Origin of the sequence: Luteolibacter algae (assembly GCF_042683045.1) — a bacterium.
Classification (GTDB): Bacteria; Verrucomicrobiota; Verrucomicrobiia; order Verrucomicrobiales; family Akkermansiaceae; genus Luteolibacter; species Luteolibacter algae.
This window is the reverse complement of the sequence record NZ_JBHUIT010000031.1, coordinates 31,913-58,834: the sequence shown is the minus strand read 5'-3', so window position 1 is coordinate 58,834 and position 26,922 is coordinate 31,913. Positions and strand designations below refer to the sequence as shown.

Genomic DNA, 26,922 nt, shown 5'->3' with positions numbered 1-26,922 from the left:
TGGCCGGATTTCGAGGTGAAAGATCGGGGGAAGGCCAAATCTTTGCGGGCAGAGAAAGGTTGATGCCATTTACCCCGTTTGATTAGGCTATTCCTATGAAAACCCTTGGAGCATTTTCCCTCATCCTTTCATCGGCAGCCTACGCCTGGCAGCCGTCTCAAGAGCCGCCCACCCTCCCATTGAAGTCTTTCACGCTTCCCGAAGGGCTGGAAGTTACCGCCTGGGCGAAGAGTCCGATGCTCTACAACCCCACAAATATGGATGTCGATCAGTATGGTCGCATCTGGGTCACCGAAGGAGTGAATTACCGGAAAGTTGCGGAGCGGCGGCCGGATGGCGACCGGATTGTCATCCTTGAGGATACGGATGGAGATGGCACAGCCGATAAAAGCTCCGTTTTTTGGCAGGATCCCGAGCTTGTCTCTCCTTTGGGTATCGCGGTTTTTGACAATGTCGTGATGGTCTCCCAACCGCCCAATCTTCTTAAGCTCACGGATAAAAACCGTGACGGAAAATTCAACGAGGCGGATGGAGATATCCGCGAGGTTTTTCTCACAGGCTTCAATGGCCTCAATCACGATCATTCGCTCCATTCCGTCACTGCGGGTCCGGATGGTAAGTGGGTTTTCAATCAAGGTAACACCGGAGCCATGTTCACCGACAAATCGGGTGGAACCTTCAAGCTGGGTGGCAGCTATGTTGACGAGCGCATATCCAAGTATTTCGCGGATGTCCGCGCCATCGCCGGGCAGAAGTCTTCCGACGGCTTTGCTTACAATTCCGGCGCCGCCTTCCGGCTCAATCCGGATGGGACAGGCACCGAAGTCATCGGCCATGGCTTTCGAAATTCCTATGAGCAGATCACGAATTCGTTCGGATTTGTTTTTCAAAACGACAATGACGATCCTCCGGCATGCCGCGTAACCCACATGATCGAGCACGGCAACGCAGGCTTTTTCTCCCGCGATGGAAAACGCATGTGGCGGGCGGATATGCGGCCGGGTCAGGACGTGCCAACCGCGGAATGGCGGCAGGAGGATCCGGGAACGATGCCCTCAGGGGATGTCTACGGCGGAGGCTCGCCAACCGGTGTCGCTTTTTATGAAAACGGGGCACTGGGTGATGATTTCATTGGAACACTATTGTCCTGCGAACCAGGTAGAAATGTCGTTTTTTCCTACCAGCCGGAACTTTCCGGTGCTGGCTTCAAACTGGAGCGTCACGATTTCGTAACGACAAATCCCCAGAAGGATTTCGATGGATCAGACTTCGTGGGAGGAACAAAGAAAGATCCTGCGACACTGGTGAATGGAGAAGATATTTACCAATTCCGGCCGTCCGATATCGCCGTGGGCACGGATGGAGCGATTTATATGGCAGACTGGACCGATCACCGTGTCGGCGGGCACGCCACCCTGGACGAAGCGGCCTCCGGCGTGATTTATCGGATCGCCCCGAAAGGGTTTAGCCCTGTCACACCGGTAATGGATGTCAATACCATCGAAGGAGCACTCACGGCATTAAAATCACCAGCGCACAATGTCCGGTGGCTTGGATTTGAAAAACTCAAAAAAGCGGAGGATGGAGCCTTCACGGCGGTGCTGGAGCTTTTGAAAAATGAGAATCCCTATATTGCAGCCAGAGCCATCTGGCTTCTGCCATACTTCGGGGGAAAAGGTCGCGCGGAACTTGATGCGTTATTCACCAAAGACGATGAGAATATCCGTCTCGCGGCTTTTCGCGCGCTCCGGCGCTGCGATGGGAAAATAGATCCCCTTTCCTACGCCAAAGAGCTTGCAACAGATGCCTCTGCAGCGATTCGGGCGGAAGCAGCACTGGAGATGAGATACCGCAACTTCGACGAAGCCAAGGAAGTCCTGATCGCTGTGGCAGAAAGCTATGATGGCAAAGATCGCTCCTACTTGGAATCGCTAGGTCTTGGAGCTGGTCTGAACAGCGAACAACTATGGCAAGCGCTTCATTCTAAGATGAAGCCGGGTGAGCCTACCGAATGGTCAGATCCATTCTCGCGTCTCACCTGGCGCTTATTGCCACAAGCGGCAGTATCTGCTCTAGCTGAACGCGCAGGCAGTGAAAAGTTATCCGAAGAGCAGCGTAATCTGGCTGTCGACAGCCTTGCTTTCATCAATTGCCATGCTGCGGCGGAAGCTCTTATCGCGTTAGCAAAGCAGGACTCGCCCGTGCATGAAAAAGCCGTTTGGTGGTTGAACAACCGTGTGAGCGGGGAATGGGCGTTCATGGATCTGCGCCGAGTCCTCCAGGAACGGGGAATTTTGAGAGAAAATGCAGGAATCCAGCCTATTGCGGTGCCTGAAAAGCCAGCCTCCTTGAAGTTCACCGTGGACGATGTCCTCGCGCTCGAAGGCGATGCCGATAGAGGCGCAGAGCTCTCCGCCCGCTGTCTGATGTGCCATCTGGTAGATGACAAAGGCACTGATTACGGCCCCTCTTTGAAAGGCTTTGGCCAGCGTCAACCCGCCGATGTATTGGCACGCTCGATCATCGATCCATCCTTCGATATTTCCCATGGTTTCGAGGGCCATATCATTGATGTGAAGTCTGTCGGTGAGGTGCATGGACTCATCATTTCCGACGGGGATGTCGTCAAAATCCGCTCTACAGGAGGAATCACCCAGAACATCCCCAAGCGCCAGATCAGAACCAGTAAAGCGCTTGATCGTTCGCTAATGCTCAGTGCGGATCAACTGGGGCTTTCCGCGCAAGATGTGGCGGATCTGGTGGAATGGTTGAAAAATTATTGATCGCAAAGTTACCAGCGGCTGAGCCATTGAAACCGGCTCACCCTCTGGAACCGCATCGGGAACAAGGAGTGCGGTTTTCGTCCTGCCTACGCGGCTTTACGGATCAGACCGACAAGAACACCCTGGATGATTAGCTCTCCAGCGGGAATGAGATCCGGAAACGATTCGTTCTCAGCCTTGAGGAAAGGCTTACCCTTGGCGGCGATATAGCGTTTGAGAGTCGTTTCGCCATCGATAAGCGCTGCGACAATATCGTTATTGCGAGGCTCTCTCTTCTCCAGGACGACCGTATCGCCATCACAGATGTGGGCATCGATCATTGATTCCCCCCGGACAACGAGGGCAAACGTTTCCCGGTTCCGGTTGAGCCCCAGCGAGGTGACATCAATCGAGATACAGCCCTCCTGTTCCTGCTCGGCATCCTCGGCGAAGCCTGCGGCGATGCTTCCGTAAATAGGAATATCCCGAATCTCCGCCCGGTCGAGATCCTCAGGAAAAATCACCGCTCTTGCTTTGCCGGGAAGCCGCTGGATGACCCCCTTCTTTTCCAGTGCCCGCAAATGGCTCATCGCGGCCGTCTGGCTGGCGAATCCAAAATAATGCTGAATCTCCCGGGTGGAAGGCATGAGCCCCGTTTCGCGGCTAGACTTTCGCAGATAATCCAGGATTTCGGTTTGGCGACTGGTAAGAGAGTGGGACATAATGCAACTTGAACAGTGTTCTTGAGAACAAGAATGGTTCCTACTCCTTTTTACGTAAAGGAAATAATTTTAAGCGACCTCTACGACTAGATTGATCTCCACCGAAACATTCAGCGGTAGCGCGGCTGCCCCAAGTGCTGTCCGGGAGTGCTTTCCGCGCTCTCCAAAGATTTCCACCAAAAGCTCTGAAGCCCCGTTTACCACAACTGGATGACCATAGAAATCCGGATCAGAGTTTACAAAACCGTTGAGCGAGACGATTTGCTTCACGTTATCGAGCGATCCGATTGCTTCTTTGATCACGGCAAGACGGTTGAGAATAATGATCCGGGCGCCTTCCGCGGCGTCTTCGACAGAACATGCCGAAGGAACTTTTCCTAGAATCTTGGTTTCTCCATCTATTGGCAGTCCGCCGGAAAGAAATAGTAGATTTCCGCTACGGACATAATTGACATAAGCGGCGACCGGCTGCGGAACTTCCGGGAGTCTGAGGCCGAGGGATTCGATTTTGGCGAGGGTGTTGTCTTGCATGATTGTGTGGAGAGACGCTGGTCTAATAGAAGAAAACCGTCACGTAAAATTGCTCCATCTATCAGGAGTCCGGGAGTTATAACCCCTGCAGGTATTCCACGATCTCCCGGTGCCCGAACATTGAGGCGAATTGTATGGGTGTTTGTCCTCCTCCTTGGTCGGCGGTCACATCGGCCCCGTGCTCCACGAGCAGCCTTGCGATCTCCGGATATCCCTTGAAGGAAACACCTCCAAGGGGAGTCTGGCCGCGTTGGTTACGCTTTTCGGTGTCTGCTTCTTTGGCGAGAAGAAGGGCCACGGAAGAGGTATTGCCGTGGTATGCGGCAAGCATCAGCAATGTGTTTCCGCTTTCGTCGGAAAGGTTTACGGGCATACCGGCGTCCAGCATTACCCCAAGCAATTCATCATTGCCATCGCGGGCAGCCTGGATGGCTTGCCCTTGAAGCTCGGCATATCGTTCCAGCTCTGCTGTAGTCGTCTCGTGCATAGTGGTATAGGTGGGTAAATTATTGGATTTCCGGGCGGCAGCCAACCCACCGCCCGGCTAAGGTTTATTCAGTCGATCTATGGTGATCAGAGTGCGGAAGACTCTTCCTGGACGGAGATATTATTTGCGTCGAAATCCATTTCCAACGCTCTTGCAACCCCCGCCGCATAAGCCGGATCGGCTTTATGGAAATGTCCCAATTGACGGCGGATAATATTCTCCGGGACCCCTCCCATCGCAGCCGCAATATTGCCGAAGAGCTGTCCTTTTTGATCATCGGACATGATTCTGAAGAGGTTGCCCGCCTGGGTGTAATCGTCATTGCCTTCCCGATGGTCGTAGCGATCCGCATCGCCCGAGATAGCAAGCGGAGGTTCATCAAAGTCATGGTTTTCCACCGGCCCGTTAAAACTATTAGGCTCATAGTAGGCATCACTGGAAGATGGCTTGGAGAAATTCATTGAGCCATCCATGTGATAGGTATTGACCTCAGATTTCGGTAAGTTGACCGGCAGCTTCTCATACCAAACTCCCAGGCGGTAGCGGTGCGCATCCGCATAGGAAAAGATCCGCGCCTGGAGCATTTTATCCGGAGAAAAGCCTATTCCCGGGACGATATTGGATGGGTTGAAAGCTGCTTGCTCGATTTCCTGAAAGTAATTCTCAGGGTTCCGGTTCAGCTCCAGAATGCCCACATCGATGCACGGATAGTCCGAGTGCGGCCAGACTTTGGTGAGATCAAAGGGATTGATATGGTAGGTATCCGCATCCTTTTCCGGCATGACTTGGATCTGCATCTTCCATTTGGGGAAATCCCCTTTTTCGATGTGTTCGTAGAGATCGCGTTGTGAAGATTCACGGTCTTTTGCGATGACCTGCTCACCCTCTTCATTGGTCATCGTCTCAATCCCTTGCAGGGTTTTAAAATGGAATTTCACCCAGAACCGTTCGCGCTCGGCATTGATAAAACTGAACGTATGCGAGCCATAGCCATTCGTGTGGCGGAGAGACTTCGGAAGGCCGCGATCAGACATCAGAATGGTTACCTGGTGGAGACTTTCGGGCGATAATGACCAGAAATCCCACATGGCCGTGGCCGAGCGCATGTTCGTGCGTGGATGCCGCTTTTGGGTATGGATGAAATCAGGAAATTTCATCGGATCGCGCACGAAGAACACCGGCGTATTATTTCCGACGAGGTCCCAGTTTCCCTGATCCGTATAGAACTTGAGTGCCCAGCCGCGCACATCGCGCTCCGCATCCGCGGCGCCCCGTTCTCCGGCTACCGTGGAAAAGCGCAGCAGGCACTGGGTTTCCTTGCCTATCTCCGAGAAAATCGCGGCCTTGGTGTATTTCGTGATATCGTGCGTGATCGTAAGCTTTCCGTAGGCACCTGAGCCTTTGGCATGCACTGCCCGCTCTGGAATGCGCTCGCGGTTCTGGTGTGCCAGCTTTTCGATAAGCTGATAATCCTCGAGCAAAAGCGGCCCGCGCGAGCCAGCGGTTTTCGAGTTCTGGTTATCAGCGATAGGGTTGCCACCTGTGGTGGTCATCTGCGGTCTGTTTGTCATGGATTGAGGAGTTTGAATGCCCGAAAGCCCCCTTGGGCGCATTCCGAACAAGCTATAGTGAACATATTTTCATCCATTGGAAAATACTATTCTCGAAATGCTTGATATCGGAAATTCCTATACGAAGCTATCCACATGGATTTACGGCAGCTGGAATATTTCGTGGAAATTGTCAAAGAGGGGTCCCTGACCGCAGCGGCACGTCGTTGTCGGGTTGCCCAGCCTTCGCTAAGCCAGCAACTCCGGCTTTTGGAAGAGGAATTGGGCGAGCCTCTCGTATACCGGAAGCCGCGCGGCATCGAGCCAACTGCAGCCGGGCTTCTGCTTCTGGAACATGCCGAAGGTCTGCTACGCCAGTCCCGCCTGCTCCTTGAGAGCTTTGAGAAAAGGCGTGAGACCAAGCAAGGGAGGGTGATCTTCGGGATCATTCCCACACTGGCTCCCTATCTTTTGCCGAAACTTCTGAGCCCTTTCCGCAAGGCATATCCGCAAGTGGATGTCCAAGTCAGGGAAGGGAAAACCTCCGCCCTGATCCAGCAGGTCGTGGATGGATCGATAGGCTTCGCGATTCTCAGCGACGTGGTTCCGCGGGATCTGAAAAAATGGTCACTCCACGTCAAAGAGCTTTTCCGGGAGCCTCTGATGCTGGCGCTCCCACATGATCACGCCATGGCCCGGAGCACCGCATCCCCCCGCCCCGAAGATCTCGGAAAGGAAAACATCATCCACCTCCAGGGCGGGCATTGCCTGACCGACAGGACGCTTAAAGTATGCCGCTTGGAGCGCCTTGATCCCCGACTGGAATGCGATCAGCTGGAGACCGCACTCGCGATGGTAGGGGCGGGAATGGGTGTGGCGGTCGTCCCGGAAATCGCAACTGCGGCGGGGAGCCGCGCCGATGTCTGCCTCAGAAAATTTTCCGATCCCGTGCCGGAAAGGACCATCAGCCTGATGAAGCGCAGAGCCGTGACATTGTCGAAGCCGGAGGAAGCGCTGATCTCTCTGGTAAAACGATTGTAGAAAAATAAATCATCAGCTTGCGCCAACGGCTTTGGAGGATAGGTTCCATCTTTATGAAATCCAGAGCCCTCCCAGCCCGTGCCGCGTTGTTCTTTCTAGCCATGCCCTTGGCACAAACCGCGCATGCGGAAATTGGAACGGAACTATTGTATCGGGGTTTGGAACGGCCGGTATGGGTTGGTGCACCCAGTAAGACCACGGGCAAACTATGGGCCATGGAACAAGCGGGTAAAATCTGGATCATCGATCTCCAGAACGGAACTAAATCGGACAAGCCCTTTCTCGATATCAGCGACAGAGCCGACCGGAGAATGAACGAAGAAGGATTGCTGGGCTTGGCGTTTTCGCCGGATTTCGAGGAAACCGGCCGCTACTATATCAATTACACGACCAAGGACAGCACCACACGTATAGTCCGCTATATTTCAAAGGACCGTAAAACGACGGATGCGGGCAGCGGCGAAGTTATTCTGGAGTACAAACAGCCCTACGATAACCACAACGGCGGTTGGCTGGACTTCGGGCCCGATGGCATGCTCTACATTGCCACGGGCGATGGTGGTTCCGGCTTTGATCCCCAGCAATATGCCCAGGATCTTTCGAGTCTGCTTGGAAAACTCCTAAGGCTGGATGTGTCCGGGGAAAAAGGCTATCGCGTGCCTGAAGATAATGGCTTCAAGGATATCAAAGGCGCCAAACCCGAGATCCACGCCTTCGGTCTGCGCAATCCGTGGCGGTGCTCATTTGACCGGAAAACCAACGATCTCTGGATCGGGGATGTCGGCCAGAAATCCTGGGAAGAAATCGATTTCGTCCCGCACGGAGAGCTCTCGAAAAAGAATTTCGGCTGGCGCCTGCGAGAGGGCGATGTCGAGACCATGAACCTCAAAGGGAAAAGCGTCGGCGGCCCGGAGCCTGAGAATTATCATGCGCCGATCTATGTCTACAAGCAAGGCAGCGGCCCGAAGGAGGGGTATTCCGTAACAGGCGGCTATGTGTATCGCGGCAAGGACATCAAGGAATTGCAAGGCCGCTACATTTTCGGCGACTACCAGAACCCGCGTATATGGTCTTTTTCTCCGGAGAACGGCAAGGTTTCCGACTTTAAGGATCACACGGAGTCCATGCAGCCCAAGGGCGGCCGGATAAATCTCATCTCCTCGTTTGGAGAAGACGCGGAAGGCGAACTATATCTCACGGATCTCTCTGGCCCCATTTACCGCGTGGTGGAAAAATAAACTATCCAACCCGGCTTTTACCAAAAGCCTCCCCTAAGCAGGCTATCCACAAAGACGCCACTGGATTCCATCGGTGGCGTCTTCATATTTCAGAACAGGTCAGAAGAAAAGAATCTCACTTTGCATAGGTGAGATCGATGAATCGCATGGAGCCAGCCGGAACCACGAGCTTCACGGGACCTTCCCCGACTTCGATTTCCTCGTTGCTGAGGATATCGCGCATTCCAGTGGGCTGTTTGCCTTGGAACGTCACCGTAACATCCCGCTCCTGTGGATCAAGATAGCCGGGATCAATCAACACGAGCCGGGTGTGATTATCATCCAGGCGGATCGCGCTCCAGGAGGCACCTGATACCAGGACCGGCATTTTTTTTGCGCCGGCTTGCACGGTCTCCCTGATGGTTTTACCGAATTCCTTGGCAGGAATTTTCACACCGTCGAGAAAGCCGGATTTTGTATCGGTAATGGTGAAAGGCGTGCCTGCTTTCTCCAGCTCAGGTGCGGATTCCACTGCAGCGACGGGAACCATCCCGTAAGGCATGGTAGGCATAAAGTTCAGCCAACGGTAATCGACACCCAATGCCACTTTTGAGAAATCGTGTTCAGGCAAACTTGCACCACAACAATCCACATTCGCGATCGAGAAAACCGCGTTTTCATCATCCGGAGTGTAAAGCTCCAGATTGTGCCCGTCATCCGCTCTTTCGATCGTCCGATGATCCGGATCCTTGATGAGCTGCCATGCGCCGATGGAAAGAATATCCTCCTTGTTCACCACGGGTAGCACTCCGGATTTCATCAGGGCGTAAAGTGTGTTCATCCCGGGATCTTCCAGATATGCGATATTGAAGATCAATCCGTAGCGCGAGCCGTATGCGGCCAGCAGCGCACCATTACGCAGGTAGGGCGAAACGGAACGCTGGCCACCCGGCGAGAGAGGGCGCCAGCATGTCGGATTATCATCCACCAGACGCATCGCGAAATCCTCGATATATCCTCCCGCCAGCATTCCCACGCGGCCCGCGAAGTTGAGCTCCTGCGCCCGGGAGTTTGTGTCTTCCGCGGAGGGCACCAGAACATCGGAATATTTACCGGGGAAGAAAAGATCCTTCCAAGGCTCCAAGTGGGAAGTGGCTGCCCAGAAGATATTTTTGTAGCGGAAGTAAAGCTTAGCCTTCCCGTGTTTTCGCATCGCGGTGGCAAGCCTCGGGACATACTCATTGATGAAATGGTGCACCCTGGGATCCTCGGTATTTGCCATCTCGGCGTAGACGAATCCGTAGCAAGTATTCGGCGCAGCCTCCAGCACTGCCTCCATGGTATCGATACTAGTGATGAAAGGATCGTTCCCGTGACCGGTCCATGCGGTGAAAGGAGTGCCTTCTGCCTCCATCTTCCTGGCGAGAGCCACGATCTCCTCGCGGGTCATCGAGTAACTCATACGCTTGTCCTTCTTCAAAGCAACTTCGCCGATCGCTGCCACAAGCTCTTTGCGGTCCGACTTTTCCTGCATGTAGATCTGGTTGGCGAAAGCCATTTCCGCACCATCAAGATTTTCCACCTCTGCCGGTAGATTGTTCGAGCTGAGCATGACCCATGGCTTCTCCGAGCGTTTTTGATATTCGGGAAGCTTGAAGGCGAGAGTCTGGCGGTAGAGTATTTCGAGGTTTTTTTCCACGGTTGCCATCCGTCCCAGCAGACTGTGGGAAGTCTCCAGCCAGTTGTCCTCTGCCAGTGGGTAGAGGTAAACACCGTTACCACCGTCCACCTCGCCCGCTGCCACCAGCTGCTTGGTCTTTGGCTCAAGAGTGAAATCACTGAAAACAATTCCCCGGTGTCTTTCTCCGACTTTTTTGATGAGATTGCCGTTGAGATCGCAGAGATAAATAAATCCTCCGAATTGAAGGGCGATTTCATCGCGGACAGGGAGCAATGATGCGCCGGTAACATGCGCGTAGCGTTGCTTGTCTTTTGGCGACCCGGTGAACTCTGCGATCGCTTCGAGCTTACCATTCAGTCCCACCCATACAGCCTTGGAATCATCCCCGAAAAAGAGAAGATCTTCCAGCCCGTCCTTATCGATATCCGCGACATCGAAATCGGTGAGCATCATTTTCCCAAGATTCTTGCTAGGTAACTTGTTGGTGCCTACTTCCGCAAGCACCTCTTTGGTTTCAGGGTTGAGGATACCCATGAATTTCCAGCGAAACTTATCGTGCCGGTAGGTCATGACAAAGAGCGATTGTCTGTCCTTCTCAATGAAATTCCCAGCTTCCAGCTTCCGCACTGTGCCCTCGATTTTCGTGGCAGAGAGCTGTTTCCCGGACTTATCCAACTCATAGAGATGGAAATCATTGCCACCTGCGAAAATGCGCGACTCCCCGCCGTTTTCCACGACCGCGATCTCGGAGAATCGCACTTTATGGCCCGGATTGAAACTCCACCTGGGGGTTCCGTCATTGCCCCAACAATGGATATTTCCGTCTCCACTCGCGCCAAGCAGCTCATCGACACCGTCGTTATCTATATCAGCTGCTTCTATCTCAAAAAGCACTGCCGGGGTTTTGCCCTTATTCTCCCAGAGCTTCTCTCCGCTCATGGAATAGGCTGCGACTCCGCCGGAAAGTTCGGATAAAAAGAGGGCCGGCTTGCCGTCGATTTCCGTAACCGCGGAGCAACGGAGTCCGTTCAAATCCGTGGCAAAATCACCGCCGTAAAGGCTCGGTGACAGTAAAAACAATGCGGCGGCAAAGGTTGGTGACAGGTTCATGGGTGATGAAAGATTTATTGAAGTTATATGGACTCTACCGGGGCTTATTTACCTAGGGTAGTGGCTCCGGTTTTACGCAGCTCGATGTATTTTGCCTGCATCCGTTTGATGCGCTCAGCCTGCTCGGGATTGCCAAGTAGATTTCCGGACTCTTCCTCAGCGAGATTGCTATCAAGATTGAACAAGGCAAGCGGAGTAAAATCCAACTCCTCCAGCGGAGCGTCCTTGCCCGATTTTTTTTCGCCCTTCTTCAGCTTTTTACCCATGATCAGTTTCCAAGGTCCTTCACGTAAGGCAAAGGTCGGCCCGCCGGACGATTGGTGCATGAGATAGGCATGCTGTTGCTCCGGCTTTTCCGATTTGAAAATCGGGACAAGATTCAAGGAATCAATCACTTTTGAGCGATCCACTTCCTGTTCTGCCAGGGAGGCGATCGTAGCAACGGTATCCAGGCCTACGATGGACGTATCTGAAACGCTGTTTGGTTCGATCACGCCCGGCCAGACCGCAATGAATGGAACCCGATGGCCGCCCTCGCTAATGGAACCCTTTTTCCCGCTCAAACCATTGCTGGAATCATGGGTCGGGCTCGCACTGAGACCGCCATTGTCTGAGGTGAACATAAAGAGCGTGTTCTCATATACGCCGGCTTTTTTCAGTGCGTTTATGATCATGCCGACCTGGACATCCAGCTCGAGAACCATGTCGGTGAGATTGGAGCCGGTGACACCCGCGATTTTCACTCCGTCCAGCTCGGCCGGTGGAGAATGGGGAAGATGCACCGCCTGACTGCAGTAGTAGATGAAGAACGGTTCATCGGCATGCTCACTGGTTTGTCTGTCGATATAGCTCACCGCTTTGTTGGCCAGCATGGGACCGGCGAGAGAGGGATCCCAATGGGAATCTCCGAGCCCCTCATAGGTTTTACCTTTCTTGTCATCCGGATATCGGATCTGGCCAACTTCCAGATGCTTCAGTGTGGAATCTTCCTGCAGTGGCACCCATTTTTGATTTTCATAAAAGGCGAAAGGTGTGTTCTGAATCCCCTGGGGTAGCTCAAATGCGTAATCGAAGCCGAAGTGCAAGGCCCCTTCAGAAAGCTCGGGTGAAGGCTTTTTTCTGGATTGCATCGAGCTGCCCAGACCCCATTTCCCGAAAAAAGCGGTATGATAGCCACCAGCCTTGGCGATGCGCGCGGATGTCGTAAACTTCGGATCAATACCAGAGTCCGAGTCCGGCGTCCAAACGCCAAATGACCGGTAATTCCGGTAGGAGTAGTTTCCCGTCAGCATGGAAAAGCGCGTTGGTGCGCAGAGCGAAGCCGGAGCGTGGGCATCGGTAAATCTCATGCCATCCGCTGCCAGCTTATCGATATTGGGAGTATCCACACTGAACTTCTTTTTCGAGTTCCCGTCCCAGTAACAACTGATGTCTCCCTGGCCGATATCATCCGCCATGATGAGAACGATATTGGGCTTCTGGCTCTTCGCCCATAATGAAGCAGAGGAGATGAATAATACGGCAAAAGAAACTGCGCGGAGCGGGATTTTCATGAGTTGGAACGGAGAGGGATTTATGTTTTTCCAGTATTTCCTTACACAGATTTTTCGATTTCTGCGGGAAGGATTGGGACACTGTGGAAAAATATATCCCGCACGCCTTACAGCTCAGGATCTTCGATAATCTTCACACTGCTGTTGGAGTGAATGAACTTCTCCACATCACTGGCGGAAATCTGCCCTTTTCGGGTATAGATACGGTTCAAACGCAGCAAGTGGATCCTTTGATCGAAAGTCGCATTGTAGCATCCCCGCAAATCCAGGGATTCGATTTCCAGCAAATTAAGATCAGAAACCTTAAACGAGCCACTGCAGTTCACAATGAGATGACTGAGGGTGAAATACCTGAGGACGCATAGTTTATAGTTTCCGCTTGGTATGCGCAGCTTGAGATCACCCTCATTGGAAACGACAGCCGTCCGGTTCTTCCAGGTATACTCCAGGGTGAGTTTTTTCGATCGGTCGTTCACCACCTGAAAAAATGCTTCCACCAATGGCGCGTCGGTAGGCCGCAGGCGGGTGCTTTCAAGCTGATACAATAGGACCTTTTCCAAATGATTGGAGTTCTCAAACTTGTTTTTGGCAGCGGCGTGGTAAAAGGCGATGAGTTGCTCTGTGGTGGGACGTTTTTCCTCATCGAAATCAAATTTTGCGAATTGACGGGCTAGGTTCACCATGGGAGCGAGCGCCCCGTATTGATCCGAAATCCCCATTTTCAGCGCTGCCTTGTGATCAAGCTTGATGCAATTGAGTACAAATTGCGCACGTCTCGCCGGCACGCACTCAGGATCCAGCATCAGAGCCATATCGACCAATCGCAGGGCGTGGGCTACGATCTGAACGGGTTGGTGGGCAACGCTCATCCGCATGTTGGCGTTCGCGGAATTGGTGAGATTAAGCGCGAGTTCCTTTTTGGTAAGATCGGATTGTTTGAACAGCTCCTGATAATCCGATGAGATCATATCCACCTCGGTGAGAAGACGGTTTGCCCGCTGTCGCTCCTCCGCCGTGGCGGTCTGCTCGCGGTCAAGGTATTGGACAAACAACACACAGGTTACAGTGAGGATGATCAGCGCAAGGGATGCGATCGATGCCGGGAGCCGGTTTCTACCGAAGAAAAGCCGCATTTCACGGAAAAAACCCGGCTCTTCCGCTGCTGTTGCATAACCACCCAGGTAGTTGCGGATCTCCTGTTGGAGTAATCTTACAGACTCGTATCGATCGCCTGGAGCCAGAGCCATCGCCTTCAAGACGACTGCCTCCAAGCCTTCCGGGATTTCCCTCGCAGGAAATCTTTTCCTAAGCGGCGCCACTCTGGAGTGAGCCGTATCATCAAGCACCTTCTCCGTCGTCCCTTCGAAGGGAGGATGCCCGGTCAGAATCGCGTGAAGGATACAGCCCAGCGAATAAATATCTGTCCGCTCGTCCTTGCGCTGATTCGGGAGCGCCTGCTCCGGAGCCATATAGCCCAGACTTCCCAGCACTTGGGTATCATGCTCATCCTCATCGATGACGGAGCGCGATAGCCCGGAGGGAAATCCCTCGTCTTCCGCCTCCTCAAAATGGGTCCGCTGGCCCAAGCCCCAGTCACACACCAGAACCTCGCCAAAGCTATCGCATTGGATGTTCTGGGGCTTAAGGTCGAGATGCAGGACCCCGCGTGAATGCGCATAGGAAATGGCATCACAGATCTTATTGAAAATCTCAAGCAGCCCGGCGAGCGGATATGAAGGCTCCTGCGAAATAAGAGTTTGCAGGCTGGTATTGCCCCGCAGATCCATGGTGAAAAATGGCCGCTGGCCCCCGTCCACACCCACATCGTGGACTTTGATAATATTCGGGTGATTCATCCCGGCGATGAGCCACGCCTCATGGATAAAGGGATCGAAAAAACGATAGCCGCGGTTCTTGCGCAACCGCGCCATTGCGACCCACCTGCGGGAGCGTGTGTCAAACGTGCGGAAAACATCCTTCAAGGCGCCCTGGCCAAGCTGCTCCACATCCGTGTAGCGCTTTCCCGCTTCTAGAATCGAGGCAAATGACGGACAGAGCAGATCAAGCAATTCCTCATCATACCGGTTCGCATCCGCATAGATTTTCAGCAGCTTCGGATCCGGCTGTTTGAATTCGAAAGGTCCCTTTTTCGGCTCCCTCATGGCTCCAGATTTGCCGTAAGTTCCTGGATTTCCAGATAGAGCGCCTTTTTGACGCGCTTTTTCAACGTGTAGACAGACGAGACTGCCAGGCCAGTGCGTTCCGCGATTTCCGAGGCTGGAATGTCCTCCATGGAAAGCTCGAAAACCTCCATTGCCTGGCCTTTGAAAAGTGTACGTATCCGCTCCATCGCCTGCTCCACAATATAGACGGACCATTCCTTTTCGATATGCGCATCCAGATCGGATTCCTTGCCCATATTCTCAAAAACCACCGCCTCGCCCATCCCCTGGATACGCCGCATCTGGCTTTTTGTTTTACGGAAATGGTCGATCGCCAGATTACGGATCATCGTGCTCAGCCAAGTGCGAAACCGCGATTTTTCCCGATCGTATTTCGGCAGGTCCTTTGTAAGCGAAATCAAAACCTGCTGTGAGATATCATCGATATCGTCCTTATGGACATTCAGCCCATGCAGCACATAGAAAATGAACCTCCGGTAATGCTCTTCGAGCTCCACCCATGCATCCTGATCAGCCGTATCGACAGCACGGCGTAGCAATGTATAGGAAGTGTTTTTTGACTCGGACATGGACTGGCTTGCGGTGGTCCGCAAGCCTTAGCAATTTCCCACCGGAAAGCAATGAGTCTGTCCGGGAGTAGGCTCACTACAAAAAACAATATACCGTCGGATCGTGCGACGTGCGCCCGGCCAGCCGATCGTCTTCCGATGTTTGTCCATCGGGCGCTTCACCCCTCAACTGTTTAGCAATGTTTCGAGCTGGGCACGGACGCCTTTGTTGGGATCATTATTTTTCTCCATGTAATCAATCAAATCCTGAGCCAGCTTTTTGACAACATCCCGGTAAGCCGGATCATCGATGAAGTTTTTGATTTCATCCGGGTCGGCTTTGATATCCAGCAGCCAGGGTTTGTCCTTTTGCACGACGTGCAGTTTGTATTGCTCGGTGACAGCAGCATAGAAGCCAAGGCGGACAAAAGTCACATCGTCCCAATCGGCCGGCTTCGGTCCTGTGATCAGCGGTGAGAGATCCCGACCCTGGACCTCCGGGCAGTCGATCTCCAGCAGGCTCAGAAACGTCGGCATCCAGTCTGTGGTATTGGCGGCCTGATTGATCACCTTTCCGGCAGGGATCAGGCTCGATTTACCGCTCATCCCCTTCGAAATGACGAATGGAATTTTATCCGAGGCCTCATGGATCGTCCCTTTGTTCACGCGCGCATGCTCTCCGAGCAAATCTCCGTGGTCCGATGTGAAGACGATGATCGTGTCCTCCATAAGATTATCCTCCTTCAGCTTCTGGATGATTCGTCCGACATTATCATCAATGCATTTCACCATGCCGAAATACTGGCGGATTTCCTCAATGAGCTTTGCCTGGTCTTTGGTCTTGGATGGTTTCTGCCATTCCGGTTTGGCTTTGTCTTCCGCATTGTGAGCGTCGTGGAATGTCTTAGGCAGGGTGATCTCCACGTCATCGAACATGGTGTCATAAGGCTCCCGGACCGAGTTTGGCGTATGGGGATCCGGGATACTGACGACAAGGAAAAAGGGCTTATCCTTATTCCCGTCGATGAACTCAACAGCGCGATCGGCCAGCCAGTCCGTGGTAAATTTTACGTTCTTCGAGCGCTTGTCCTCATACAATGGCTGCCCGTATTTGTCCTCGCCGATCCGGGTCGGACGCTTTGCCGCGCGGTATGGATTCCCATCGGCATCTATGCCTTTGAACTTATCATGTCCTCCATTGAACATGAATTTTTTGTCGGTGAAACCATAGTCATCCGAAGGATCATCGACAGGCGCGGGTGACCAGACCTCATCTGGCTCCGCAGCCTCCGCCAAATGCCATTTGCCCGCATAGCCGGTTATGTATCCGGCGTCCCGCAGAACATCGGCGATCGTTGTCACGTCCGCATGCAGATATTTACCATCACCGGGTTTGTTCGAGTTATTCGGAATCCCTACAGTATTGGGATAAAGCCCGGTGAACATTGAGGAGCGCGAGGCACTGCATACAGGCGCACTGCCATACATGCGGTTGAAAAGAACACCATTCCTCGCGATGGAATCGATGTTCGGCGTTTCGACTGCTGCATTCGCCCCCCAGAGAAAAGCTTGCTCCGGAGGAAGTTGATCACGATAGCAGCCCAGCGTGCGGAAGTTATGCTCATCGGTGATGATGACTAACAAATTCGGTTTTTTCTCCGCCCACAGCGTGGAAAATCCGGTAAGTGCAAATGCTGCAAATATGACGAGTTGTTTTTTGAAAGGTCTCATTGAAGTCTAATCCGTTCGTTTGGGTTTCTGCATTCGGCCATCCTGCGGATGCGATCTACGTAACCCATACGAACGGGAAACCCGATGTGGGACGCTCCGGAAGTTTTTTGGAGAATTCCCGACTATTCCCCCACAAAAAAACCGATCCTCCAGAAAGAGAATCGGCTCGAAAAGGTCTGAAATAAAACAGAGCTTACTCTTTCAATTCTTTAATCCGTATCGTGCGGTATTCCAGCTCCGCCCATTCTGCCTGGACCGAGATATGGCCTTTTTCCAAAGCTTTCCACTCGCCGTTGCTATCCCTGAACTTCATGTTGTAAACCGTATTGAGGACTTTGCCGTTGAGTATAAATTCCGCCTTTTCGCTACCGTGGACGATGACTTCCGCCATATTCCACTCGCCGACAGGTTTTTCCACGTGGCTTGTCACCGCTGTGCGGCGGCCTTTGGCATCCTGGCCCCTCGTCAACATCTCCCCTCCCTCTGCGTATTTCCCACCATCAGACGGGGAATCCGCCCGGGTGGTGCCCAGCACAAAAAGGTCTCCGGTAACATATTTATCGCCGGGCTTGCCATCACCTAACTGCATTTCCACAGATGGTGGCCAAACCCCAGCGGGATGTGTATGGATATGGAAAAGGATGCCCGCATCGCGGTTGTCTTCTGTGCGTGGCTGAAACTTTTTTTCCAACCAGCGGTATTCCACCTGAAGATGGAATTTCCCCCAGGTCGATTCATGATAGAGGTTTGCATTACTCTGCTTGGAGCCGGCATCCGCATTTTGATAAATGTGAATGACTCCATCGCGGACGGTGAAGATCTCATTCGCCTTTTGCGAGGTTTCATCTCCTTGGCCGCCGGTATTGGCGTGCCAGCCTTGCAGGTCTTTGCCATTGAAAAGATTGGTCCACTCTCCGCTTTCCTCCACGGCAAAAATGGAGGAATTGATGGTGAAGGAACAAAAAGCAACCGCTCCGATAATCGATTTTTTAGTTAGGTTCATATGGTTTTTAGTAGAAGTGACTGACTGGAATGGATCTGAACGGCAGGTTATTTTCCGCTAGGCTTTGGCTTCTCAACCGATATATTACGGAGCATTTTCCATGCGTCGGTCGCTTTGTAATCTTTCTCGTCGTATTCAGCCCCATTGTGACTGTTTTTTGCGGAATGCAGAAAAGCCAGGATTTCCCCGCGCATTTCCTGAACCATTTCCGGATATTGTTTCCGCAGGTTATTGGTTTCTTTCCGGTCTTTCGAGAGATCGTAGAGCTCGTCCTCTCCATTGTCATCGGGCGAGTTGATGATGAGCTTGAAATCACCTTTTACCAGACAGGCGTAGGGCCCGAAACGGAAGGGTATCGATTTTTCGTGTTTGTTCACTTTCCCTTCCAGGATCGGGATAATATTTTCTCCGTCGAGAATTCTTCCAGGGAGTGGCTCGCCGCCTGTCACCGCACTGACGGTTGGCAGGTAGTCAAGAACCGAGCAAGGGGTATCAATCACCGTGCCTGGCTGGATACGCCCCGGCCAGAGAGCCAAGGCAGGAACCCGGACGCCACCTTCGTGCACGCTGCGTTTGCGGCCCTTGAAACCGCCCGTAACGCCAGCCGAACGCCGGTTGTTTTTGGATTGATCAGGATCGGTGGCGCCTTCAGGTCCATTGTCGCTGCAGAAAAACAATGCCGTATCGTCCGCGACTCCCAGCTTATCAAGCTCTGCCCGCAAGCGCCCTACCTGATCATCCACCGCAGTGATGGATCCATAATAGTGGGCTGCGGCACCATGGCCTTCATACATTTTCAAATATTCCGGACCGGCAACCACATCCTCATGCGGAGCATGGAACCAAATCACCGCAACAAAGGGCTTTTCGGCCGCGGCGGCATCCCTGATGAACGGAATCGCGCGATCCATCAGGACCCGTGAATCACACCCCTCGAGATTTTCTGTCGCGATCGATCCATTCTCATAATACGGATTATCGACAGCGCGTTCCCCCTTCCCCGGATCCCACGTTTGCACGGCGGACTCCGTTACAAAAGACGCATCATAGTCCCGCAACCACGGCGGCGCGAAGTTTACTTCCGGCCTGCGTTTTTTACCTTTGGCGGAGATTTCGGTGCTGAGTGTTCCCAAATGCCATTTCCCGAAATGTCCGGTAGCATAACCTTTCTCACGAAGCATCCGTGCGATGGTGAATTCCTCTTGTGGCAGATGCCCGTAATTGGCCGTCCAGATACCCATGCGAAAATAATGACGACCCGTGAGGAAAGATGCTCTCGTGGGCGAGCAAACGGGACCTATCGAGTAAAAGTGATTAAGTTTCGCTCCGTCTGCGGCGATTTGATCGAGATGGGGCGTCTTGATAATCTTGTTCCCGTTGAAGCCGGTATCGCCCCAACCGAGATCATCACACATCATCAAGATGATATTTGGTGGTTTCTCCGCAGTAGCCGCATGAGTGGTGTCTAAAAGACATACCAACGGAATGGATAGGAATAGGATTTTTCGGAACATGCAACCCGCCTATACGAATCGGGATCCGGCTTTCGATCAGGAACGAGAAAAAAAATCGAGACGGCCCCAGGGCCAGGCTGCTCCGATTCAGCGAAAAAAGGTGGGAGCATTCCGCACCCACCTTTGCTTGAATTAAAAATTATCAGAAAAACCGGCAGCCTTATTCTGCCGGATCATCATTTTCGGGGTCGGTCTCGCCCTCGAATTCGGCTTTGAGCTTTGATCCAGCTTCCTTCGCTTTATCCACGGCATTCCGGGTTCCCTCCTTGATATCGTTTTTGAGTTCTCTTCCCTCTTCCTTCAACCGATCCGCGGTAGAATCGGCTTTTTCCTCTACTTCGGAAGTATCCTCATGGCTGGAAGCTTCCGGAGAAGATTGTTCCATGGCATCTTTCGAGATACCGATAACCCCAGCTCCTATCCGATCGCCGGCATTGCCCGTAGGCTGGCCGCCATCATCTTCCTTCGCATGGACGATTACCGCGCGTCCCAGAATCCCACGCTTGCCAGCATTCAACGAGAGATTTTTAACGGTCATGTCCAGACTGGCGTTCCCTTCGGAATCGGCAACCAGATTCCCCATATCACCAGCGTGTCTCATATCTTTTTCGGGCAGGGCATGGTCGTGTCCATCAGGATTGAAATGTCAGCCGGCACTACTCGCATCGGCGCTGCCAAGATCGCCGAACTCATGGACGTGTATTCCATGCTTTGAGTTTGGTTGGAGCCCGCCCACTTTAGCGGTTACGTGAACGTCTTTTCCCTTTTTCTCAAAAACTATCGTTCCTTGCACCTTGCTCTCGCCCACTGGTTTGATCACCGCAATGAGCTTATTGAGATGATTCTTCATCCCCCCGTGTTTTGCCATATTCTTATGCCCGGCGTGATCCGCAGGAGCCACCTCCTGGGCTGATACGGGAAGCATCCCGATTGCAAGGATTCCCAGACTTTGTTGAAGAAGTTTTGATGTGTGTGTTTTCATAAGCATAAATGGTTCGTCCGTATTTACGCACATGCCATACCAGTCAAAATCGTTGCTATTCCAAGGATTCAGCCAATCCCCTCAGCGGAAATTATTGCAGATCGCACCACGGATCCCGCAAATTGCGCTAATGAGTAAAGAGTCAGCTGCCCTGGCTAGAGTTTCTGTGCCACCAACCCGATAAAGAGGGGAAACTCTTCAGCGGCCCGGTGCTCGGCCTTGCTGAAAGGCCCCACTTGTGAACGGCGGTGGGAAAAGAGTTCTTTGCAGTCCGTAATGCCAAGCCCTGCATTCCCCATGGATCCAATGACCTCGGCCAGAGGCCTGTGGTAGAAAGTCGTGCTCTCATCCGTGCCCAGACCGGGACGGGTCTGTAGAACGATCTCCAGTGGCTTTCCGTATTTATCCAGCCTCCTATATTGGATTTTCTGATCTTTATCCCAGCCCCAATGGCTCTCCTTCGGGATACGAAAGCACGGGTGCATCATCACAATGACCGCACGCCCACCAGGCTTGAGAGACGCAGCCATATTGCGCATCAATCCTTCTATATCCGGCACATCGTGGACCGCCATGACACAGGCTGCGGAATCGTAGGTTCCATCCGCCCAATTCCCCTCCGCACAGGCATCGGCTTTTAGAAAAGTTGCTTCTCGCTCGCCAGAGTATCGTTGCCGCGCAGCCCCGATCAGTTTCCCGCTCGCATCCACTCCCAATACCCGCTCCACACCTGCCGCCACCAGATGCCTGATCAGCACCCCTTGCCCGCAGCAGATATCAATGACTTCGTGCCCCTTTTGCACATCCAAGAGTTCCATCACCGCTGGTAGGATCACATGCTGGTGATAATCCGATCCATCGGCCCCGACTAACTTGTCATACCAACCGGCAACACCGTCCCAGCCCCTTTCCTGCTTGCCGGGAGGTTTGCCGCCGCCGGGAAAACTGGATCCAGCTTTTCCTGATCTTTTATTGGGAAACTTCCCACCCCTCATCTCATGTCGTTTCGGCCCGTCCATGCGTTCATCCTATCCACCTGAAGCCACCTGCTGGCGATGAAAATCCGCACCCTACCCTTCCCGCGCCAATTACTAAGCAAATTGTGTGACAAATTAAACCCTTAAAAAAACCATACACTGAACAAATTTTACTAGTAATTAGCGAAATTGTGATACCTCACTCCGTAGCTATGAAAGCTCACATCATCCTCGCTATCTCAATTCTATCAAGCTCTTGCGGCGATAAGAAACAGGATAGCACATGGTGGAACAACGAGAAAACCATCATAGAGCTCAACAACCAGATCTCACTGAACAACTATAAAATCAACCTCTTAGATACTGATAATGAATCGGTTAGAATAGAGAAAACAGTCCACGACATCCCGGCAATCAATGCGGAAATTAGCGATCTGATAGCGCAAAATGCGCGTCTCGGTCTCGCAATTACCGGGATGAAGCAGGAATGGGAGAATTTCCGGCTGGAAATTCTCAAGGAGCGACGCAAAGAGCTTGTGGGCAAAACCTTCGATTCATTGGAGCTCAGCTCCGGAAAAAGCTTCACCGATGCCAGAATCACACGGATTGACGATTCCGGAGTGTCTCTCATGCACTCCAGCGGAACTTCACGACTCCGTTGCTCCGATCTAGATCAAGCGGAGAGAGCCTATTTTTGCCTGGATTCCGAGCTAGCACAACACGCTCTCGCCAAAGAGCGAAACACCCGCTCCAGATACGACCAGTGGGTGAATGAGCAGCTTGCCATTACCGAGAAAGAAGAAGCGCAGAAAGCTCTCATCCGCAGGCAGGAGGAACTGGAACGCGAGCAACGCCTTGCATCCGCCAAAGCCCTAGCTGCCACTTCATCGCGCGGTTCCAGTCTACTCTCGGATTCAATCGGGAAACTTGGAGAGACATCCCGCGTGGGAAGTGGATACAGCAGCGCCTACTACCGTCGCTCTTCTCCTACCTATTACTATTACGAAAATTCCTCCGCTCCTTGCTATCGACCACCCTCCTACCCCAGCTACGGAAATACTACGTTCCCCGTTTACACTCCCCCATCAAGCGTTTTTCCAATTTGCGTCCCTGCTCCCTAGACCATCTGAAATCCAAGTAACCCCTCAATTTCACGATATGAACAAGCTCATCCAATCCACGGCAATCGCCCTGATTTCCCTCCCTCTTCTATCCTGCATGGAAGATCCAAGCCTCGTGCGCAAACACGGAGAACAAGAGGCGGAAATCGCCAAACTCAAAGGAGAACTCGCCTTTCTCGAAGAACGGTTGAAGACCATCCCTGATGATCGATCCGCCGAATATCAACAAGCTCAACAAGAAGGCATAAAACTGGAAAGCCAGAGAGTTCAACTTGCCGCTGAGAACATAGCTCTGGAAGAAAAACTGAGACAACTCCAGTCACAATATGATGCGTATAAGCAAAAATATTCTGTCCGCTAATCGCAACGATCCACTCACCCAACTTCAACAGAATTTACCCAATGTCTTTTAGTGAACTTCTCAGCAGCAGTCGTGGTCCCGGCGTCATCGGTCTGCTCTTAGCGCTGCTGGTTTTAGTGGGATTCGGCTCCCTTTTCATGATTTCCTTTCATGAGGGTTTTGATGGTGAAAAAAATCGCTTGCAGCGATCGTCCGGGACAACCGCCTGGATATAACCCGGAAAAAAGAACAGGTAGCAGCCTACCAGAAGCAGGTGGCAAAGATCCCCCTCCTCAAGGAAACCGCCAGTCAGTTGGAAGAAACCACTGCACAGAATAAAGCTCTCTCCGCTCGCATTTCCGTCAGACAAAAAAGCATCCTGGAATTGGAAGAGCAGCTGGAAAGGCTCAGTGAAGAGTTCGAAGGCTATAAAAACCAATACCGGGCGCAGGTCAGAGGAGAAGCGGAAGGAACCTTCATCGAGGAGCTGAATACAGCAAGTGGAACGGTTTATTATCGCGTCGAGGTTCGCAAAGTCACAGCCGTCGGCATTGAAGTGCGACATCGCGACGGGCATAAGCGAATCCCTTTCGAGGAGCTTCCAGAAGAGATGCAAGACCACTTTCAATTTGATAAGGAACAGATGGTTGCTGCTTTGGAAAAGGAAAACAGGCAACGCAGAATCCATGAGGCACAAGTCGCAAAAGCCTACGCTGCAGCAGATGTCATCGCCGCCAAGCGAAAGGAAGAAGAGCAGGAAAAATACCTCAAACGCAAGCAGGATGAGATCAATGCGAAACAACTACAGTTATCCAACATTGAACGTGAGATCGAGCAACTTGAGTCAGATGTGACCAGTGCGGAAAGTGCTGCCCATGCGGCCCGTAGTTCCGGCCGAATGCATCTCAACAAGAGCGGTGCAGCCAGAGCCGCGTTGAGCCGTAAAAGATCGGAGCACTCACGCCTGGCTGCGGAAATCGCAGGACTCCAAAGCTCACTCTAAACCGATCCCTTTTCGCAGAATGGCTTCGGATGAATCTGGTGGAATCATTTGGTTTCTTATTGGAATCATCGTTCTAACAATGGTTGGGGTGTTTCTTTCTCTTTTCGCGGATAAGCAGATCAGTTTCTCCAAAAGTAAGAATAACGTTCACGATCAAATCATCGCTGGGGCACGGCTTCGGAACACCTTACGGGATGAACTGGAACGGAAAGAGAAGCTCTTGGTCGTATCATCGGATAAAAATGGCTTCATTGAGGCAAAGCTCCGGTCACAACTGGCACAGAACGCGGCCAATTCCCGCTACATTGCCGAGACGAAAAATCTCAACAAAGGTTTGGCGGATCAGATCTCAAGCTTGGGCATGGAATTCGATCAATATCGAAACCGCTATCGGGATCACATTTGGAAAAGCGCAATCGGGGAAAAGTTCGAAAGCCTTACACTGCGTAATGGACGGAAATACGAACATGTGGTGATTACCAGAATCACCTCGGAAGGCATTAGCATTCTACATTCCCATGGCAGTGCCCGGATTCCTTACACGAACCTGGAGAATAGCTGGAAGGATCGATTCCAGTGGCACGGTCACTAGTCCCGCAACGTCTAGAAGCTGTCGGTTCGGAATGGAGTAAGTGGAAGACCCTCGTAGGATAAAATATTGCACCTAGGATTGTTGGCCCACGCATAGCGCACCGCTACCGGCTCTTCGATCCCTTCCGCGCTAACTTCAATACGGTTATTCCCATCAAACTTTGCAATGGCAGTTTTCCACTCCCTGTCCTTCCCGCATACGGCAAACCCCCGGAGCTCATCCGAGTCATCCGTTTTCAGGCCTTTCCCAACATGATCAAAAGTGAGGACCGCCTTATTCCCCTGGACTTTCATTGAGTTGAACTCGGGGCTGCGGTAATTCATTTCAAAGCCGTAATCCTTCACAAGTGCCCAGCGGACCAGACGTTCCGCCACCTCACGCTTTTTCCGCGGATGGATGTCATTAGCCTGTCCCAGATCAATGATTACCGCCTGCCCGGTATTGCTCACCGATTGCAAAGTCTTCGTCTGAGCCTCGCGGAGCGCTGCCCATCCCTCTTCCACGGGCTGATCCGTCTCATCCATGTAATCGGCAAGCTGGACGAAATAAAATGGAAAATCGCCCTGCTGCCAATCCTCCCGCCAGCTACCAATCAAAAGCGTCATGAGATCGTTATATTTGGCCGCACGCTGATTGTTGGTTTCTCCCTGATACCATATAACGCCTTTGATCCCATAGCCAATGATCGGATGAAGGCAACCCGCATAGAGATTCCCAGGGCGGTGCTGTCCGGACATCTGGGCTTTCAGCTTCCGATCGTGTTCCGAAAGAGGAGCTTCCAATGCGGAAGCCTTCTTCTCATTTTTCTCCCAAACGCCCAGGTAATCTGAAAAACCGCCATCTGCCTCCAGAAGATCCCGTTTCACCCAGGCCTCTGCAGCGGATCCGCCCCAGGCATTGTCGATCAGCCCCACCGGCACTCCTAATAAATCGTGAATCGATTTACCATAGTAGTAACCTACAGCGCTAAAGCGACCGACCGTTTGGGGTGAGCATTTCACCCATTTCCCGTCAAAATGCTTCTGGAGTTCTTGGCTTCCGTTTTTTGGAACGGTGATCAAACGAATTTCCGGCTGATCGGCTCCCGCGATAGCCAGCTCGGCTCCATAAGCATCGCCAACGCTCCACTCCATATTTGATTGTCCTGAGCATAACCATACCTCACCGACCAACACATCTTCGATTGAGAGCCCACTGGTGCCGGTGATTTTCAAGGTTTTCGGCTCCGAGCTCGCAGCCATCGGTGCCAGTTTCACACGCCAGTTGCCCTCTTTATTAGCAGTAGTTTCGTAGTCGCGCCCCGCGATACTTACCTTGATTTCCGTGCCCGGCTCGTCCCAGCCCCATATAGGATTTTCCTGCTTTTGCTGAAGCACCATGTGATCGGTGATGATTGAGGATACTGTTGTTTCAGCATAAACAGCAGCGGAAAAAACAAGGCCGAGGATAAACTGGATTTTCATGAGGTCTTAGAGTTTGAAGCGGGAAGACTGCTTTAAAAAGGCGAGCGGATTCTGGTAGACGACCTTTTCGATCTGCTCTGCGGAGTATCGCCGACGGCGCATTTCCAACGCACATTTCGGAACCGCCAGTGGATCCGAAACCCCCCAGTCACATGCGGAATTCATCCAAATACGCTCTGTGCCGTAGACTTCGAGTATATCAATGGCCCGGCTGGGGGTGCACTTGCTTTCCGGATAGAGCGTCATCCCCGCCCAATATCCGGCATCCATCACATGGGAAACGGTGTGCTCCTCCACATGATCAATGATCACTTTGGAACGATCCAGTCCGGAAAACGATGCCAGGCAATCAAGAATAAGCTTCGTGCCCTTCAGCTTGTCCTCCAGATGGGGAGTATGGATCAGAATCGGAAGATCATAATCCAGAGCAATCTGGACATGCTCCTCAAAAATCTTCAGCTCGCTTTTGGTATTTTTATTGAGGCCTATTTCACCTATCCCCAGCACGCTTTCCTTCTGAATGAACTCCGGAATAAGAGACATCACTTCCCGCGCAAAGCCGGTGTCATCAGCTTCCTTGGGGTTAATACAAAGCCAGCAAAAATGTTTGATCCCAAAGCGGGCGGCCCTCTTCGGCTCGTATTCGGTAAGCTGCCGGAAATAATCGTAAAAGCCAGCAGCTGATGAGCGGTCAAATCCGGCCCAAAACGCAGGCTCGCACAATGCTTCACAACCAGCTAGCGCGAGCTTCTCGTAATCATCCGTCGTGCGGCTGACCATGTGGGCGTGAGGTTCGATATATCGCATGGGA

Annotated in this window: 21 protein-coding genes and 1 pseudogene; 7 read left to right on the top strand and 15 right to left on the bottom strand. The window is 52.4% G+C overall.

Annotation, left to right across the window (positions count from 1 at the left end):
- The first annotated feature begins 95 nt into the window (after positions 1-95).
- Entirely contained in the window at positions 96-2,783 is a 2,688-nt protein-coding gene (locus ACFSSA_RS12565) for a PVC-type heme-binding CxxCH protein (protein WP_386820822.1), read from the top strand.
- Between the two features lie 86 nt (positions 2,784-2,869).
- On the opposite strand, the gene lexA is transcribed toward ACFSSA_RS12565, so the two are convergent.
- The 4 genes from lexA to ACFSSA_RS12545 form a co-directional block, all read right to left on the bottom strand.
- Positions 2,870-3,484 carry a transcriptional repressor LexA gene (gene lexA / locus ACFSSA_RS12560; RefSeq protein WP_386820821.1) on the bottom strand — a complete coding sequence of 205 codons (615 nt, stop codon included), beginning with the start codon at positions 3,482-3,484 and terminating at the stop codon, positions 2,870-2,872.
- A 69-nt stretch (positions 3,485-3,553) separates the two neighbouring features.
- The gene (locus ACFSSA_RS12555; protein ID WP_386820820.1) at positions 3,554-4,015 is read right to left on the bottom strand and encodes a RidA family protein; all 462 of its coding nucleotides are present in this window, start codon (positions 4,013-4,015) and stop codon (positions 3,554-3,556) included.
- Positions 4,016-4,091: 76 nt separating this feature from the next.
- Complete coding sequence (locus ACFSSA_RS12550; RefSeq protein ID WP_386820818.1) at positions 4,092-4,502, bottom strand: ankyrin repeat domain-containing protein; 411 nt, start codon at positions 4,500-4,502, stop codon at positions 4,092-4,094.
- Between the two features lie 86 nt (positions 4,503-4,588).
- Positions 4,589-6,073 carry a catalase gene (locus ACFSSA_RS12545; protein WP_386820817.1) on the bottom strand — a complete coding sequence of 495 codons (1,485 nt, stop codon included), beginning with the start codon at positions 6,071-6,073 and terminating at the stop codon, positions 4,589-4,591.
- 135 nt (positions 6,074-6,208) lie between these two features.
- On the opposite strand from ACFSSA_RS12545, the gene ACFSSA_RS12540 reads away from it, so the two are divergent.
- The gene (locus tag ACFSSA_RS12540; protein WP_386820816.1) at positions 6,209-7,093 is read left to right on the top strand and encodes a LysR family transcriptional regulator; all 885 of its coding nucleotides are present in this window, start codon (positions 6,209-6,211) and stop codon (positions 7,091-7,093) included.
- Positions 7,094-7,146: 53 nt separating this feature from the next.
- Complete coding sequence (locus tag ACFSSA_RS12535; RefSeq protein ID WP_386820815.1) at positions 7,147-8,331, top strand: PQQ-dependent sugar dehydrogenase; 1,185 nt, start codon at positions 7,147-7,149, stop codon at positions 8,329-8,331.
- Between the two features lie 115 nt (positions 8,332-8,446).
- On the opposite strand, the gene ACFSSA_RS12530 is transcribed toward ACFSSA_RS12535, so the two are convergent.
- The 9 genes and pseudogenes from ACFSSA_RS12530 to ACFSSA_RS12490 form a co-directional block, all read right to left on the bottom strand.
- Positions 8,447-11,101, bottom strand: a complete 2,655-nt coding sequence (locus ACFSSA_RS12530) for a hypothetical protein (protein WP_386820813.1) — start codon at positions 11,099-11,101, stop codon at positions 8,447-8,449.
- Between the two features lie 44 nt (positions 11,102-11,145).
- Positions 11,146-12,654 (bottom strand): sulfatase family protein, encoded by a 1,509-nt coding sequence (locus ACFSSA_RS12525; protein WP_386820812.1) that lies wholly within the window; start codon positions 12,652-12,654, stop codon positions 11,146-11,148.
- A 107-nt stretch (positions 12,655-12,761) separates the two neighbouring features.
- The gene (locus ACFSSA_RS12520) at positions 12,762-14,816 is read right to left on the bottom strand and encodes a serine/threonine protein kinase (RefSeq protein WP_386820811.1); all 2,055 of its coding nucleotides are present in this window, start codon (positions 14,814-14,816) and stop codon (positions 12,762-12,764) included.
- Positions 14,813-15,406 carry an RNA polymerase sigma factor gene (locus ACFSSA_RS12515; protein ID WP_386820809.1) on the bottom strand — a complete coding sequence of 198 codons (594 nt, stop codon included), beginning with the start codon at positions 15,404-15,406 and terminating at the stop codon, positions 14,813-14,815. Before ACFSSA_RS12515 ends, ACFSSA_RS12520 begins: the two co-directional genes overlap by 4 nt.
- 165 nt (positions 15,407-15,571) lie before the next feature.
- Entirely contained in the window at positions 15,572-17,116 is a 1,545-nt protein-coding gene (locus ACFSSA_RS12510) for a sulfatase family protein (RefSeq protein WP_386820808.1), read from the bottom strand.
- Positions 17,117-17,309: 193 nt separating this feature from the next.
- The gene (locus ACFSSA_RS12505; protein ID WP_386820807.1) at positions 17,310-18,119 is read right to left on the bottom strand and encodes a 3-keto-disaccharide hydrolase; all 810 of its coding nucleotides are present in this window, start codon (positions 18,117-18,119) and stop codon (positions 17,310-17,312) included.
- A 47-nt stretch (positions 18,120-18,166) separates the two neighbouring features.
- A complete protein-coding gene (locus ACFSSA_RS12500) occupies positions 18,167-19,633 on the bottom strand; it encodes a sulfatase family protein (protein WP_386820806.1) in 1,467 nt (488 codons plus the stop codon).
- A gap of 160 nt (positions 19,634-19,793) precedes the next feature.
- A pseudogene (locus ACFSSA_RS12495) lies at positions 19,794-20,483 on the bottom strand (superoxide dismutase family protein).
- A 287-nt stretch (positions 20,484-20,770) separates the two neighbouring features.
- A complete protein-coding gene (locus ACFSSA_RS12490; RefSeq protein ID WP_386820805.1) occupies positions 20,771-21,634 on the bottom strand; it encodes a class I SAM-dependent methyltransferase in 864 nt (287 codons plus the stop codon).
- 149 nt (positions 21,635-21,783) lie between these two features.
- On the opposite strand from ACFSSA_RS12490, the gene ACFSSA_RS12485 reads away from it, so the two are divergent.
- The 4 genes from ACFSSA_RS12485 (at position 21,784) to ACFSSA_RS12470 (ending at position 24,648) form a co-directional block, all read left to right on the top strand.
- A complete protein-coding gene (locus ACFSSA_RS12485) occupies positions 21,784-22,713 on the top strand; it encodes a hypothetical protein (RefSeq protein ID WP_386820804.1) in 930 nt (309 codons plus the stop codon).
- 37 nt (positions 22,714-22,750) lie between these two features.
- The gene (locus ACFSSA_RS12480) at positions 22,751-23,074 is read left to right on the top strand and encodes a hypothetical protein (protein WP_386820803.1); all 324 of its coding nucleotides are present in this window, start codon (positions 22,751-22,753) and stop codon (positions 23,072-23,074) included.
- A 253-nt stretch (positions 23,075-23,327) separates the two neighbouring features.
- Positions 23,328-24,056, top strand: a complete 729-nt coding sequence (locus tag ACFSSA_RS12475; RefSeq protein WP_386820801.1) for a hypothetical protein — start codon at positions 23,328-23,330, stop codon at positions 24,054-24,056.
- A gap of 88 nt (positions 24,057-24,144) precedes the next feature.
- Positions 24,145-24,648, top strand: a complete 504-nt coding sequence (locus ACFSSA_RS12470) for a hypothetical protein (RefSeq protein WP_386820800.1) — start codon at positions 24,145-24,147, stop codon at positions 24,646-24,648.
- 11 nt (positions 24,649-24,659) lie between these two features.
- On the opposite strand, the gene ACFSSA_RS12465 is transcribed toward ACFSSA_RS12470, so the two are convergent.
- Both ACFSSA_RS12465 and ACFSSA_RS12460 read right to left on the bottom strand, forming a co-directional pair.
- Positions 24,660-26,111: a sialate O-acetylesterase gene (locus ACFSSA_RS12465; RefSeq protein WP_386820799.1), complete on the bottom strand. Its 1,452-nt coding sequence runs from the start codon at positions 26,109-26,111 to the stop codon at positions 24,660-24,662.
- Between the two features lie 6 nt (positions 26,112-26,117).
- On the bottom strand, positions 26,118-26,918 hold the full coding sequence (locus ACFSSA_RS12460) for a TatD family hydrolase (protein ID WP_386820797.1): 801 nt from the start codon (positions 26,916-26,918) through the stop codon (positions 26,118-26,120).
- Between the last annotated feature and the right edge of the window lie 4 nt (positions 26,919-26,922).

Excerpts from the sequence above, each read along its gene's own strand:
- ACFSSA_RS12565 (WP_386820822.1), top strand. The coding sequence starts at position 96 with ATGAAAACCCTTGGAGCATTTTCCCTCATCCTTTCATCGGCAGCCTAC.
- lexA (WP_386820821.1), bottom strand. The coding sequence starts at position 3,484 with ATGTCCCACTCTCTTACCAGTCGCCAAACCGAAATCCTGGATTATCTG.
- ACFSSA_RS12555 (WP_386820820.1), bottom strand. The coding sequence starts at position 4,015 with ATGCAAGACAACACCCTCGCCAAAATCGAATCCCTCGGCCTCAGACTC.
- ACFSSA_RS12550 (WP_386820818.1), bottom strand. The coding sequence starts at position 4,502 with ATGCACGAGACGACTACAGCAGAGCTGGAACGATATGCCGAGCTTCAA.
- ACFSSA_RS12545 (WP_386820817.1), bottom strand. The coding sequence starts at position 6,073 with ATGACAAACAGACCGCAGATGACCACCACAGGTGGCAACCCTATCGCT.
- ACFSSA_RS12540 (WP_386820816.1), top strand. The coding sequence starts at position 6,209 with ATGGATTTACGGCAGCTGGAATATTTCGTGGAAATTGTCAAAGAGGGG.
- ACFSSA_RS12535 (WP_386820815.1), top strand. The coding sequence starts at position 7,147 with ATGAAATCCAGAGCCCTCCCAGCCCGTGCCGCGTTGTTCTTTCTAGCC.
- ACFSSA_RS12530 (WP_386820813.1), bottom strand. The coding sequence starts at position 11,101 with ATGAACCTGTCACCAACCTTTGCCGCCGCATTGTTTTTACTGTCACCG.
- ACFSSA_RS12525 (WP_386820812.1), bottom strand. The coding sequence starts at position 12,654 with ATGAAAATCCCGCTCCGCGCAGTTTCTTTTGCCGTATTATTCATCTCC.
- ACFSSA_RS12520 (WP_386820811.1), bottom strand. The coding sequence starts at position 14,816 with ATGAGGGAGCCGAAAAAGGGACCTTTCGAATTCAAACAGCCGGATCCG.
- ACFSSA_RS12515 (WP_386820809.1), bottom strand. The coding sequence starts at position 15,406 with ATGTCCGAGTCAAAAAACACTTCCTATACATTGCTACGCCGTGCTGTC.
- ACFSSA_RS12510 (WP_386820808.1), bottom strand. The coding sequence starts at position 17,116 with ATGAGACCTTTCAAAAAACAACTCGTCATATTTGCAGCATTTGCACTT.
- ACFSSA_RS12505 (WP_386820807.1), bottom strand. The coding sequence starts at position 18,119 with ATGAACCTAACTAAAAAATCGATTATCGGAGCGGTTGCTTTTTGTTCC.
- ACFSSA_RS12500 (WP_386820806.1), bottom strand. The coding sequence starts at position 19,633 with ATGTTCCGAAAAATCCTATTCCTATCCATTCCGTTGGTATGTCTTTTA.
- ACFSSA_RS12490 (WP_386820805.1), bottom strand. The coding sequence starts at position 21,634 with ATGGACGGGCCGAAACGACATGAGATGAGGGGTGGGAAGTTTCCCAAT.
- ACFSSA_RS12480 (WP_386820803.1), top strand. The coding sequence starts at position 22,751 with ATGAACAAGCTCATCCAATCCACGGCAATCGCCCTGATTTCCCTCCCT.
- ACFSSA_RS12465 (WP_386820799.1), bottom strand. The coding sequence starts at position 26,111 with ATGAAAATCCAGTTTATCCTCGGCCTTGTTTTTTCCGCTGCTGTTTAT.
- ACFSSA_RS12460 (WP_386820797.1), bottom strand. The coding sequence starts at position 26,918 with ATGCGATATATCGAACCTCACGCCCACATGGTCAGCCGCACGACGGAT.